The following is a 12,263-nucleotide window of genomic DNA, read 5'->3' as shown; positions in this document are numbered from 1 at the left end:
CCTTACCGGCTATACGAAGCAGGGGGCCAATCCTCACGGGTTGGACCCCTGCTTCGTATTCACGGACTGTGATACAAGTCGGTGCGTTACCAGTCGATCTGTTGGATCAGGCTGATGCTTAGCGCGGGCACGCGCCACACGTTGTCTTCGGGCGTGGGCGGTACAGTTGCGGCCGCGGCGCCCGCAGTCTTGCGCACGCGAACCGTCTTGCGCTTCGGCTCGTCGCCGCTGGTCACCGCCGAACTCCACAGGCACTTCCACATGCTGTCCGCGGGCAGGTGGAAATCCATCGCCTTATCGATACCGTTGATCACGATCAGCACATCCACTTCCTCGTTGGACGTCAGCCGCATCGTGAAGCTGCGGATCGAGGTGTCGAACCAGTCGCCCTCCATCGGCGTGGTGCCGTCCGGCAGGAACCACTGCACCCGGCTGGACGGTTTGAGCAGTCCGAGCTGGGTCAGCCGTGTGAAGAAGTCCTCGTGGTGGAACAGCTCCAGCGATTTGCGGATGGCGATGAGCTCCGACACCGCATCGATGCGCCGGCGTTCGGGGGAATCGCTGTTCTTGCGCATCCAATCCCAGTTCAGCCAGGTGATGGCGTTGTCCTGGCAGTAGGCGTTGTTGTTGCCCTCCTGCGTGTTGCGGAACTCGTCACCGGCCAGCAGCATCGGCGTGCCGAGCGAGAGCAGCAGCATGCCGAACATGTTCATGGCCGCCCGCTCGCGCTTGGCCTCCACCCTGGCGTCCACGCTCGGGCCCTCCACGCCGAAGTTCGCCGAATGGTTCGTGTTCGAGCCGTCGATGTTGTTCTCCCCGTTGGCCTCGTTGTGCTTGACTGCGTACCGGGTCAGATCGGTGAGCGTGAACCCGTCGTGGCAGGACACGAAGTTGATCGATGCTGTCGCGCCGCGACCGGGGTCGGTGGCGAACAGGTCGGCCGAGCCGCATAGTCGCGTGGCGATCTCCTGCATGCCGATGCTGCCGGACTTGGTGCCGGCGGCCACGTCGGAGAGCCAGAACGTGCGCGTCGTATCGCGGAAGCGATCGTTCCACTCGCCGAACGGAAGTCCGAACTGGCCGGTGCGCCAGCCCTGATTGCCCAGATCCCACGGCTCCATGATGATCTTGAGGTTGCCGAGCAGCAGGTCGCTGCGCAGCGCGTACAGGAACGGGTGGTGTTTGGTGAATTCGCCGTCCAGACGCGCCAGCGAGGCGGCTAGGTCGAATCGGAAGCCGTCGATGCCGATACGCTTGGCCCAGTACCGCAGCGAGTCGATGGCGAACGCTACCACCGGCGTATTCGTGAAGTCCAGCGTGTTGCCGCAGCCGGTCGTATCCTCCAGCCGACCGGGATTGCCCTTCTGCTGGCGGTAGTAGGTGAGCGTGTCCAGTCCGCGCCAACAGACGGTCGGTCCCTCCACACCGCCCTCGCAGGTGTGGTTGTACACCACGTCCATGATGACCTCGAAGCCCGCCTCGTGCAGGGCGCGCACCATGTCGATGACCTCCTTGCGCACGGCCGCCGCACCCTTGCGTTGCGCGTTGCGGGTGGCGTAGGAGGGCTCCGGCGCGAAATAGCTCAGCGTGGAGTATCCCCAGTAGTTGGTGCCGCCGCGCTCCTGCAGGAACAGTTCGTCCTGCTTGGCCTGGATCGGCAGCAGCTCGATGGAGGTCACGCCCAGCCGTTGGAGATAGGAGAGCGTGGTGGGGTGCGCCAGACCGGCGTAGGTGCCGCGCAGCTCCGCCGGCAGCCACGGGGCGTCGGCGGTGAACCCCTTGACGTGCAGCTCGTAGATCACGGTTTTGCTCCACGGGACGTGCGGGTGGTCGGGCTCGCCCTCGTGCTTGGACTCGTCGCGGTCGTCGATCGCCACCGACATCGGCACCTTGCCTAGTGAGTCGATGGTGCTCATCGCACCCCACGCCGATCCCTTGACCTTGCCGTCCACAATGTCGCACTGGTAGGAGAACGCCGCCGGGTCCAGCTCCATGCGCCCGTCGATGCCTTTGCCGTGCGGGTCGATGAGGAACTTGTACGGGTTGAACCGCACGCCGTGCTTGGGGTCCCAGGTGCCGTCCACGCGGAAGCCGTAGCGCATGCCATCCCAGGCCTTGGGCAGGTGCACGTACCACAGGCCGTAGTTCGGGCCGCTCATGCGGAACAGCGTCTCGCGCAGATTCAGGGATTCGATGATGCGTGTGGACACGGGGTAGTTGCGGATCTGCGCCACGAACGGCGTGCTCGGGTCGTCCACCAGGCGGATCGCCTCATTGAAGAAAGCCGTGGGGCGTCCCAGTGGTTCGATGACGCTCATCCATACCTGATCGGCGTTCTCGGATCGGACCACAACGTCGGCTCCACCATCGTCGGTGAAGTAGAATCCCGGACGCGTGGCATAGCGGTGCAGTGTCGGGTTCTTCATACGACCATTGTACGGAGTGCCGCCCGGGGTTGCCGATGCCGGAGGATGAACTGGCGTTTCCGCTGCATCGACTGTTCTCCGGGGTGCCGTGGTCCGGCTGCGGCCGGCGCATGCCGTCTGTTCCACTTGATGAGGCCCCAGTGAACTGGTAGCGATAACATGAAACGAAAGAAACAACAGAGAACATTCAATGAGCGTTTCAGCGGGAAAGCGAACAAAAAGCTACCGTAATCGAACGTTTCCGGTCAGTCTTCAATCATGACACGCTCAATTCGAACCACCCGGCAAAAAGTAGGGTTTATCGGCTAGATTGTGATGCAGGTCACAGATTTTCGTGACGGTTCCGCCTTGACGTTCGAGGCGGGAGAGAGACACCTTTGCATCTATCAAGATCGAGGAGGACCGAAGTGGCAGAAGCAAAGAAGAATGCGGCACCGGCCAAGCCGACCCCCGAGGAGAAGCTCGCGGCGGCTGAGGCCGAGGTCGACGCCCTGGTCAAGAAGGGTCTCAAGGCCCTTGAGGAGTTCGAGAAGCTCGACCAGAAGCAGATCGACCACATCGTCGCCAAGGCGTCCATCGCGGCGCTGAACAAGCATCTCGTGCTGGCCAAGATGGCCGTCGAGGAGACCGGCCGTGGCCTGGTGGAGGACAAGGCCACCAAGAACATCTTCGCCTGCGAGCATGTGACCAACTACCTGGCTGGCCAGCGCACCGTCGGCATCATCCGCGAGGACGACGTCATGGGCATCGACGAGGTCGCCGAGCCGGTCGGCGTCGTCGCCGGCGTGACCCCGGTCACCAACCCGACCTCCACCGCGATCTTCAAGTCGCTGATCGCGCTGAAGACCCGCTGCCCGATCGTCTTCGGCTTCCACCCGTTCGCCCAGAAGTGCTCCGCTGAAGCCGCCCGCATCGTGCGTGACGCCGCCATCGAGGCCGGCGCCCCGGAGAACTGCATTCAGTGGATCGAGCACCCGTCCATCGAGGCCACCGGCGCGCTGATGAAGCACCCCGGCATCGCCACGATCCTGGCCACCGGCGGCCCGGGCATGGTCACCGCCGCGTACTCCTCCGGCAAGCCCGCCCTCGGCGTGGGCGCCGGCAACGCCCCGGCCTATGTGGACAAGGACGTGGACATCGTCCGCGCCGCCAACGACCTGGTGCTCTCCAAGCACTTCGACTACGGCATGATCTGCGCCACCGAGCAGGCCATCATCGCCGACAAGGACGTGTACGACCCGCTGGTCCAGGAGCTCAAGCGCCGCAAGGCCTACTTCGTCACCGACGAGGAGAAGGCCAAGCTCGAGCAGTACATGTTCGGCTGCACCGCCTACTCGGGCCAGACCCCGAAGCTCAACAGCGTGGTTCCGGGCAAGTCCCCGCACTTCATCGCGAACGCCGCCGGCTTCTCGATCCCCGAGGACACCACCATCATCTGCGCCGAGTGCAAGGAAGTCGGCGAGAACGAGCCGCTGACCATGGAGAAGCTGTGCCCGGTCCAGGCCGTGCTCAAGTCCCCGGACAAGGAAACCGGCTTCAAGATGTGCGAGCAGATGCTCGTGCACGGCGCCGGCCACACCGCCGTCATCCACACCAACAACCAGGATCTCGTGCGTGAGTACGGCGTGCGCATGCATGCCTGCCGCGTGATCTGGAACTCCCCGAGCTCGCTCGGCGGCGTCGGCGACATCTACAACGCCATCGCCCCGTCGCTGACCCTGGGCTGCGGCTCCTACGGCGGCAACTCCGTCTCCGGCAACGTCCAGGCCGTGAACCTCATCAACATCAAGCGCATCGCTCGGAGGAACAACAACATGCAGTGGTTCAAGATCCCGGCCAAGACCTACTTCGAGCCGAACGCGATCAAGTACCTGCGTGACATGTACGGCATCGAGAAGGCCGTCATCGTCTGCGACAAGGTCATGGAGCAGCTGGGCATCGTGGACAAGGTCATCGACCAGCTGCGCGCCCGTTCCAACCGCGTCACCTTCCGCATCATCGACTACGTCGAGCCGGAGCCTTCGGTCGAGACCGTCGAGAAGGGCGCCGGGATGATGCGCGAGGAGTTCGAGCCCGACACCATCATCGCGGTCGGCGGCGGTTCCCCGATGGATGCGGCCAAGATCATGTGGCTGCTGTACGAGCACCCGGAAATCTCCTTCTCCGACGTGCGTGAGAAGTTCTTCGATATCCGCAAGCGCGCCTTCAAGATCCCGCCGCTGGGCAAGAAGGCTAAGCTCGTGTGCATCCCGACCTCGTCCGGCACCGGCTCCGAAGTCACGCCGTTCGCCGTGATCACCGATCACAAGACCGGCTACAAGTACCCGATCACCGATTACGCGCTGACCCCGTCGGTCGCCATCGTGGATCCGGTCCTGGCCCGCACCCAGCCGCGCAAGCTGGCCTGCGACGCCGGCTTCGACGCCCTGACCCACTCCTTCGAGGCCTACGCCTCCGTGTACGCCAACGACTTCACCGACGGCATGGCGCTGCACGCGGCCAAGCTGATCTGGGACAACCTGGCTACCTCGGTCAACGCCGAGCCCGGCGAGGAGAAGATCAAGGCCCAGGAGAAGATGCACAACGCCGCCACCATGGCCGGCATGGCCTTCGGCTCCGCCTTCCTCGGCATGTGCCACGCCATGGCCCACACCATCGGCGCGCTGTGCCACGTGGCCCACGGCCGCACCAACTCCATCCTGCTGCCGTATGTGATCCGCTACAACGGCCAGATCCCGCTGGAGCCCACCAGCTGGCCGAAGTACAACAAGTACATCGCGCCGGAGCGCTATCAGGAGATCGCCAAGAACCTTGGCATCAACCCGGGCAACACCCCGGCCGAGGGCGTCGAGAACCTGGCCCGCGCCGTGGAGGATTACCGCGACAACAAGCTGCAGATGAACAAGTCCTTCCAGGACTGCGGCGTTGATGAGGACTACTACTGGTCCATCATCGACGAGATCGGCATGCGCGCCTACGAGGACCAGTGCGCCCCCGCGAACCCGCGCATCCCGATGATCGAGGACATGAAGGACATCGCCATCGCCGCCTACTACGGCGTCTCCCAGGCCGAGGGCCATCGCCTGCGCGTCGAGCGTCAGGGCGAGGCCGCGACCGAAGAGGCTTCGGAGCGCGCCTGAGCGTAACCGCCGATCATTGATCGGCTGATATGTGGGCCCCGGACGGATACCAGTTATCCGTCCGGGGCCATGTATATGTGCGCAGTGTCCCCACACTCGTCGTACTTGTTGCTTGCACCAACCCTGATGGTTCTTCCGGTGCAGCCCCGTGGTGCTTGCACCGTTTGGACTAGAACGTTAAGGCCATCGAAATCCATGGCGCGCAGAACGGCGCGTACGCGCATACTGCCACACTGAGCACCATCTCCAGCATCCCGACAGCAATCGGCTTGATGCGGATCCTGCGCCCCAACAACGGCATCACAACCGCTCTGAGCAGAAGGATTGCGGCAATGATCATCATCGGCACCGTGCGGCCCGGAACCGCGCAGGCCAACGCCAGCAACGCCGCATGCCAGATCCATGACGCCGCAAGGTATCGATTGTTGCGACGTTCCCGGATCATCGTCTTGACATACAGCACCGATCCGAACTGCGTCAGCATGAAGATGCCGGCGAGCGCGAGCCCCATGCCGGTCCGCTCCAACAGATCGGGGGCGTCGAAGGCATATACCACGTATGCCATCATCGACGTGGCAATCACCGCCGCCGCATTGGCCCACAGCGACCGTTCTCTGCGCAGCCACGCCCCCAGGAACGAAACGCCGGCGCATACCGCATACAGCGGTGCCCACACCAGAATCAGCGGATGCATCGCCAACAGCGGCACGCCCGCAACCGCTAACAGCGCGGCGTAGGTCAGCACCGGCGGCAGGTATCGACGCTGGAATCGTGACCGTAGCCATCTCGCCGCCGTGAACTGCACGCAGTAGCACAGCAGCCATGCGCCCGTCAGCCACAGTCGGCCGACGTCGAACCCTCCAATCACCATGCCGGCCAAGGCGGGTAGCAGCGCCAAGGCCCATGCTCCGGGCTGATCCGGAACCCAGTCCTTCGTGGACAATGGTCGGGACGGTTCGCTTCGTTTCACGTTCATGCTCTCCAGTTAATCAGCGTGCTCCGCCCCTGTCCAGACTATTTTTCTGCGCACTTTTCCCGGACTCTGATCTATCGTGACTCTGATTCGTCATGCTAACCCCGGAATCTCAGCGTTTCCGGGATAAGCGAACAGGCCGAATAGATCAGAGTCACGGTGGCTGCGGTAGAGTGTGCGAAGAAACTGCCGACGATGGAGGAACGCAATGCCGACGCGCGAGGCACGCTACGACCTGATCGACACGATTCGTGGGATCGCCATCATCAGCATGGTGATCTTCCATTGCTGCTACGACGTGTTCATGGTCTACGGGCGTGACCCGTCCTGGTACTCGCAACCCGCCGTGCATATCTGGCAGCAGTCGATCTGCTGGACGTTCATCCTGGTCTCCGGATTCGTGTGGGCGTGGGGGAGAAGCGGCAACGTGAAACGCGGCGTCATGCTGAATGTCTGGGGACTGGTGATCAGTGGGGTGACGGTGCTGGCCATGCCCGCCGAAGCGGTGTGGTTCGGGATCCTCAACTGCATCGGCTGCGCCGTGCTGCTGATGCTGCCGCTGGAGCCGGTGTTGCGGCGGATCCCCGCGGCGATCGGACTGGTTGCGGCCTTTGCGCTGTTCGTGGTGTTCAAGGATGTGCAGCTGGGGTATCTGGGCGTGCCGGGCGTGTTCCGGTTGGAGTTGCCCGATTGGCTGTATGACTGCCGCGTGCTGACCCCGTTCGGCTTTCCGTTCCCGGGATTCCGCTCCAGCGACTACTTCCCGATTCTGCCGTGGCTGTTCCTGTATATCTGCGGGTATTTCCTGAATCGGCTCGTGATGGCAATCCGCCCGTTGCAGTCTGTGGCGCGGCATGGACTGGCGCCGCTGTCGACGGTCGGTAGGTACAGCATCTGGATCTACCTCATCCACCAGCCCGTCTGCATGCTCATCTGTATGCTCGTGTTCGGCTACGTCTGACGCATAGGCGTGAGGGCGACACGCCTGCGGAGCCGTGAAGGCGGCAGTCCGGTGGACTGCCGGTAGGCGACGCCGAGGCGACACCAAGGAGCCGAGGAGATGTGACAGTGTGAGGGCGACACGCCTGCGGAGCCGTTAGGGCGGCAGTCCGGTGGACTGCCGGTAGGCGACGCCGAGGCGACACCAAGGAGCCGAGGGGATATGACAGTGTGAGGGCGACACGCCCGAACTCCTTAAGGCCACCCCAGGTGGTTTAATAAACAAGTTGCCTGTTTCGGGCTCGCAAATTGAATCAAAAAAAGCGAGCGCAGGACGAGCACCTTTCACCAGTGGGATGCTCGTGGGCCTGCGCACTGATGTGGACCGCCATGGGAGGCTGTGCCTTCCGCGGTGTGGCTGCCGGTGCCCTGGAACAGGATGGTAAACAGTAAACGAATCGCTAGAAAGGGCGGACGGCAATGGCGGGACAGAAAATCCGCATCAGGCTTAAGTCCTATGACCATGAGGTCATCGACCAATCGGCGAAGAAGATCGTCGAAACGGTGACGAACGCGGGTGCCACGGTGGTGGGCCCGGTTCCGCTCCCGACCGAGAAGAACGTGTTCTGTGTCATTCGTTCTCCTCACAAGTACAAGGATTCGCGCGAGCATTTCGAGATGCGCACTCATAAGCGTCTTATCGACATCGTGGACCCCACCCCGAAGGCTGTGGACTCCCTGATGCACATTGATCTGCCCGCCGATGTGAACATCGAGATCAAGCTGTAAGGGAGGAGGGAACCGTCATGTCGTATCAAGGTAATCGCACCGCGTTGCTGGGCAAGAAGCTCGGCATGTCGCAGGTCTGGGACGAAAACGGCTTCTTCGTGCCCGTGACGCTCGTGGATGTGTCCACCAACGTGGTCACCGCCGTGAAGACCGAGGAGACCGACGGCTACAAGGCCGTCCAGCTCGGCTACGGCCAGATCGACCCGACGAAGGTCACCAAGCCGCTGGCTGGTCACTTCGCCAAGGCCGGTGTGACCCCGCGCCGTCACCTCGTTGAGGTGCGCACGGACAATGTGGACGAGTTCGAGCCCGGCCAGGAGCTGACCGCCGAGCTGTTCGCCGAGGGCGTGCAGGTCGACGTGACCGGCACCACCAAGGGCAAGGGCTTCGCCGGCACCATCAAGCGTTGGGGCTTCGCCTCCTACCGTCGTTCCCACGGCTCGCACAAGAACGAGCGTCGTCCGGGTTCGGTCGGTGCTTGCGCCACCCCGAGCCGCATTCTCAAGGGCAAGCGCATGGCCGGTCGTATGGGCCATGTGACCTCCACCGTGCAGAATCTCACCGTCGTCTCGTCGGATGTCGAGAACGGCATTCTCGCCATCAAGGGCGCCATCCCGGGCCCCAAGGGCAGCATCGTTCTCGTCCGTTCGGCAGTGAAGGGAGCCTGATAAATCATGGCAAACGTTACTCTGAACGTCACTGACGCCAAGGGCCAGGCCACCGGCACCGTCGAAGCGCCGGCCGAGCTGTTCGGCATCTCCAACGAGGAGATCATGGCCCACGTGCCGCTGGTGCACCAGGTCGTCGTCGCCCAGCTCGCCGCCGCCCGCCAGGGCACCCACGCCGTGAAGAACCGCGGCGCGGTCTCCGGTGGCGGCAAGAAGCCGTGGAAGCAGAAGGGCACCGGTCGCGCCCGTCAGGGCTCGACCCGCGCTCCGCAGTGGTACCACGGTGGCGTCGTCCACGGTCCGGTTCCGCGCAAGTATGACCAGCGCACCCCCAAGAAGATGAAGGCCGCCGCCCTGCGCTACGTGCTTTCCGATCGTGCGAACGCCGGTCGCGTCGCCGTCGTCGACTTCGGCATCGGCGAGACCCCGTCCACCAAGGCCGCGGTCGCCGCCCTGTCGCTGACCGAGAACAAGTTCACCACCGTCGTGCTCTCCCGCGACAACGTGAACGAGTGGCTCTCCGTCCGTAACATCCCCACCGTTCACCCGATCTTCGCCGATCAGCTGAACACGTACGATGTGGTCACCGCCCAGTACGTCGTCTTCTCGAAGGAAGGCTTCGAAGCGTTCCTCGAGGCGAAGGGCGAGTCCAAGGCTAAGGAGGCCTGATCACCATGGTCGCTATTCACAAGCCCGCCCACGACGTCATCCTCAAGCCCGTCGTCTCCGAGAAGAGCTATGCCCTGTCCGATCGCGGCCAGTACACCTTCGTGGTGGCCCCGAACGCGAACAAGGTGCAGATCAAGCAGGCTATCGAAGAGATCTTCAAGGTCAAGGTGACGAACGTCAACACCCTCAACCGCGCCGGCAAGCGTCAGCGCACCCGCACCGGTTTCGGCCAGCGCGTCAATGAGAAGCGCGCCGTCGTGACCGTGGCCGAGGGCCAGACGATCGACATCTTTGGTAACTGAAGGCTAGCCGACAAAGTCAAAGGAAGAACTACATTATGGCTATCCGCGTTTATAAGCCGACGACTGCGGGCCGCCGCAACGCTTCGGTCTCGGATTTCTCCGAGATCACGCGCTCGACGCCTGAGAAGTCGCTGGTTCGCAAGCTCAGCAAGACTGGCGGCCGCAACTCTTACGGCCGTATGACCTCCCGCCATCGCGGCGGCGGCCACAAGCGCCAGTACCGTCTCATCGACTTCCGTCGCTGGGACAAGGACGGCGTGCCGGCCAAGGTCGCCCACATCGAGTACGACCCGAACCGTTCCGCCCGCATCGCGCTGCTGCACTATGCCGACGGCGAGAAGCGCTACATCATCGCGCCGGAGGGCATCAAGCAGGGCGACGTCATCGAGACCGGCGCCCAGGCCGACATCAAGCCGGGCAACAACCTGCCGCTGCGCAACATCCCGACCGGTACCGTGGTGCACGCGATCGAGCTCCGCCCGCTGGGTGGCGCCAAGATCGCCCGCTCCGCCGGTGCCGCCGTCCAGCTCGTCGCCAAGGATGGCGCCTACGCCCAGCTGCGTATGCCGTCCGGCGAAATCCGCAATGTGGACGCCCGCTGTCGCGCCACCGTCGGTGAGGTCGGCAACTCCGACCACGCCAACATTCAGCTCGGCAAGGCCGGCCGCGCCCGCTGGATGGGCAAGCGCCCGATCACCCGTGGTGAGTCCATGAACCCGGTCGACCACCCGCACGGCGGTCGTACCCGCGGTGGTAAGCCGCCGGTTTCCCCGTGGGGCAAGGGCGAAGTTCGTACCCGTCGTCCGAAGAAGGCTTCGAACAAGATGATTGTTCGTCGTCGTCCGAATGGTAAGAACCGCAAGTAAGGGAGTGTCGAGAAGATGACTCGTAGCATCAAGAAGGGGCCCTTCGTCGACGCCCACCTGCAGAAGAAAGTCGACGAGCAGAACGAGAAGGGCACGCACAACGTCATCAAGACGTGGTCGCGCCGTTCGATGATCACCCCGGACTTCATCGGCCACACCTTCGCCGTGCATGACGGCCGCAAGCATGTGCCGGTGTTCGTCACTGAGGCGATGGTCGGTCATAAGCTCGGTGAGTTCGCCCCCACGAAGACCTTCAAGGGTCACGTGAAGGACGACAAGAAGGCCCGCCGCTAAAGGAGAGTAAAGACTTATGGAAGCTAAAGCAATCGCCCGTCACGTCCGCGTGACGCCGCGCAAGGCTCGCCGCATGGTCAACCTCATCCGAGGCAAGCAGGCGACCGAAGCCATCACCATCCTCAAGTTCGCCCCCCAGTCCGCCGCTCTGCCGGTGCTCAAGACGCTGGAGAGCGCCATCGCCAACGCTCGCGTGAAGGCCGACAAGGCCGGCGAGCCGTTCCGCGAGAACGATCTGGTCATCAAGGAGACCTACGTGGACGAAGGCGTGACGCTCAAGCGTTTCCGCGCCCGCGCCCAGGGTCGTGCCGCTCGTATCAACAAGCGCACGAGCCACATCACGGTCGTCGTCGCTAGCAAGGAAGGAGCCCGCTAAAGATGGGTCAGAAGATCAATCCCTTTGGCTATCGCCTGGGCATCACTGAGAACCATCGTTCGCGCTGGTTCTCCGACTCCAACAAGGTCGGCGAGCGCTACCGTGACTTCGTCCTCGAGGACGATCAGATCCGCAAGGCCATGAGCAAGGACCTCGAGCGTGCGGGCGTGTCCCGCATCGTCATCGAGCGCACCCGCGACCGTGTGCGTGTGGACATCCACACCGCCCGTCCGGGCATCGTGATCGGCCGTCGCGGCGCCGAGGCTGAGCGCGTGCGCGCCAAGCTCGAGAAGCTCACCGGCAAGCAGGTCCAGCTCAACATCTTCGAGGTGAAGAACGCTGCGCTGGACGCCCAGCTGGTGGCCCAGGGCATCGCCGAGCAGCTGAGCAACCGCGTGACCTTCCGTCGCGCGATGCGCAAGGCCCAGCAGGATGCGATGCGCGCCGGCGCCAAGGGCATCCGTATCAAGCTCTCCGGCCGCCTCGGCGGTGCGGAAATGAGCCGTTCCGAGTTCTACCGTGAGGGCCGCGTTCCGCTGCAGACCCTCCGCGCCCTGATCGATTACGGCTTCTTCGAGGCCAAGACCACCTACGGCCGCATCGGCGTGAAGGTGTGGATCTACAAGGGCGACATGACCGAGCGTGAGTTCGAAGAGCAGCAGGCGCAGCAGGGCAACAACCGCTCCGGCCGTCGCGGCGATCGCCGCCCGCGCCGTGGCAACCGTCCGGCCCAGCGTCAGAACGCCGCCGTCGAGGCCGCCCCCGCGGCTGAGGCTCCGGCCGCCGCCGAGGCACCTGCCGCAACGGAAACGAAGGAGTGA

Annotated in this window: 12 protein-coding genes; 10 read left to right on the top strand and 2 right to left on the bottom strand. The window is 63.6% G+C overall.

Features of this window, described 5'->3' with window-relative positions; translation table 11 throughout:
• Window positions 1-86 precede the first annotated feature (86 nt).
• Window positions 87-2,426, bottom strand: coding sequence for a glycogen debranching protein GlgX (glgX, locus tag BIGA_RS06175; RefSeq protein ID WP_081929539.1), 2,340 nt, complete (start codon window positions 2,424-2,426; stop codon window positions 87-89).
• A gap of 407 nt (window positions 2,427-2,833) precedes the next feature.
• Here glgX and adhE point away from each other — a divergent pair, with 407 nt between their 5' ends.
• Complete coding sequence (gene adhE / locus BIGA_RS06170; RefSeq protein WP_033505265.1) at window positions 2,834-5,566, top strand: bifunctional acetaldehyde-CoA/alcohol dehydrogenase; 2,733 nt, start codon at window positions 2,834-2,836, stop codon at window positions 5,564-5,566.
• Between the two features lie 169 nt (window positions 5,567-5,735).
• Here adhE and BIGA_RS06165 read toward each other — a convergent pair whose 3' ends face one another.
• The gene (locus BIGA_RS06165; RefSeq protein WP_081929537.1) at window positions 5,736-6,542 is read right to left on the bottom strand and encodes a YwiC-like family protein; all 807 of its coding nucleotides are present in this window, start codon (window positions 6,540-6,542) and stop codon (window positions 5,736-5,738) included.
• 205 nt (window positions 6,543-6,747) lie between these two features.
• Here BIGA_RS06165 and BIGA_RS06160 point away from each other — a divergent pair, with 205 nt between their 5' ends.
• The 9 genes from BIGA_RS06160 (at window position 6,748) to rpsC (ending at window position 12,263) form a co-directional block, all read left to right on the top strand.
• Window positions 6,748-7,500: a heparan-alpha-glucosaminide N-acetyltransferase gene (locus tag BIGA_RS06160; RefSeq protein ID WP_033505262.1), complete on the top strand. Its 753-nt coding sequence runs from the start codon at window positions 6,748-6,750 to the stop codon at window positions 7,498-7,500.
• Between the two features lie 458 nt (window positions 7,501-7,958).
• Complete coding sequence (rpsJ, locus tag BIGA_RS06155; protein WP_003827292.1) at window positions 7,959-8,267, top strand: 30S ribosomal protein S10; 309 nt, start codon at window positions 7,959-7,961, stop codon at window positions 8,265-8,267.
• Window positions 8,268-8,284: 17 nt separating this feature from the next.
• Window positions 8,285-8,935, top strand: a complete 651-nt coding sequence (rplC, locus tag BIGA_RS06150; RefSeq protein ID WP_033505260.1) for a 50S ribosomal protein L3 — start codon at window positions 8,285-8,287, stop codon at window positions 8,933-8,935.
• A 6-nt stretch (window positions 8,936-8,941) separates the two neighbouring features.
• Window positions 8,942-9,604 (top strand): 50S ribosomal protein L4, encoded by a 663-nt coding sequence (rplD, locus tag BIGA_RS06145; protein ID WP_033505257.1) that lies wholly within the window; start codon window positions 8,942-8,944, stop codon window positions 9,602-9,604.
• A gap of 5 nt (window positions 9,605-9,609) precedes the next feature.
• A complete protein-coding gene (gene rplW, locus BIGA_RS06140; protein WP_033505255.1) occupies window positions 9,610-9,906 on the top strand; it encodes a 50S ribosomal protein L23 in 297 nt (98 codons plus the stop codon).
• Window positions 9,907-9,941: 35 nt separating this feature from the next.
• Window positions 9,942-10,772: a 50S ribosomal protein L2 gene (gene rplB, locus BIGA_RS06135; RefSeq protein ID WP_033505254.1), complete on the top strand. Its 831-nt coding sequence runs from the start codon at window positions 9,942-9,944 to the stop codon at window positions 10,770-10,772.
• Between the two features lie 15 nt (window positions 10,773-10,787).
• Window positions 10,788-11,066: a 30S ribosomal protein S19 gene (gene rpsS / locus BIGA_RS06130; RefSeq protein ID WP_015450968.1), complete on the top strand. Its 279-nt coding sequence runs from the start codon at window positions 10,788-10,790 to the stop codon at window positions 11,064-11,066.
• 16 nt (window positions 11,067-11,082) lie between these two features.
• Window positions 11,083-11,442, top strand: a complete 360-nt coding sequence (gene rplV, locus BIGA_RS06125; RefSeq protein WP_033505252.1) for a 50S ribosomal protein L22 — start codon at window positions 11,083-11,085, stop codon at window positions 11,440-11,442.
• Window positions 11,443-11,444: 2 nt separating this feature from the next.
• Entirely contained in the window at window positions 11,445-12,263 is an 819-nt protein-coding gene (gene rpsC, locus BIGA_RS06120; RefSeq protein WP_033505251.1) for a 30S ribosomal protein S3, read from the top strand.

It is taken from the genome of Bifidobacterium pullorum subsp. gallinarum, assembly GCF_000741215.1.
Classification (GTDB): Bacteria; Actinomycetota; Actinomycetes; order Actinomycetales; family Bifidobacteriaceae; genus Bifidobacterium; species Bifidobacterium pullorum_B.
Note: the sequence above shows the minus strand (reverse complement) of the source record. Positions and strands in the feature narration are given on the sequence as shown.

Bases quoted from the DNA above. Each gene is read 5' to 3' on its own strand.
- glgX (WP_081929539.1), bottom strand. From the start codon at position 2,426: ATGAAGAACCCGACACTGCACCGCTATGCCACGCGTCCGGGATTCTAC.
- BIGA_RS06165 (WP_081929537.1), bottom strand. From the start codon at position 6,542: ATGAACGTGAAACGAAGCGAACCGTCCCGACCATTGTCCACGAAGGAC.
- BIGA_RS06160 (WP_033505262.1), top strand. From the start codon at position 6,748: ATGCCGACGCGCGAGGCACGCTACGACCTGATCGACACGATTCGTGGG.
- rpsJ (WP_003827292.1), top strand. From the start codon at position 7,959: ATGGCGGGACAGAAAATCCGCATCAGGCTTAAGTCCTATGACCATGAG.
- rplC (WP_033505260.1), top strand. From the start codon at position 8,285: ATGTCGTATCAAGGTAATCGCACCGCGTTGCTGGGCAAGAAGCTCGGC.
- rplD (WP_033505257.1), top strand. From the start codon at position 8,942: ATGGCAAACGTTACTCTGAACGTCACTGACGCCAAGGGCCAGGCCACC.
- rplW (WP_033505255.1), top strand. From the start codon at position 9,610: ATGGTCGCTATTCACAAGCCCGCCCACGACGTCATCCTCAAGCCCGTC.
- rplB (WP_033505254.1), top strand. From the start codon at position 9,942: ATGGCTATCCGCGTTTATAAGCCGACGACTGCGGGCCGCCGCAACGCT.
- rpsS (WP_015450968.1), top strand. From the start codon at position 10,788: ATGACTCGTAGCATCAAGAAGGGGCCCTTCGTCGACGCCCACCTGCAG.
- rplV (WP_033505252.1), top strand. From the start codon at position 11,083: ATGGAAGCTAAAGCAATCGCCCGTCACGTCCGCGTGACGCCGCGCAAG.
- rpsC (WP_033505251.1), top strand. From the start codon at position 11,445: ATGGGTCAGAAGATCAATCCCTTTGGCTATCGCCTGGGCATCACTGAG.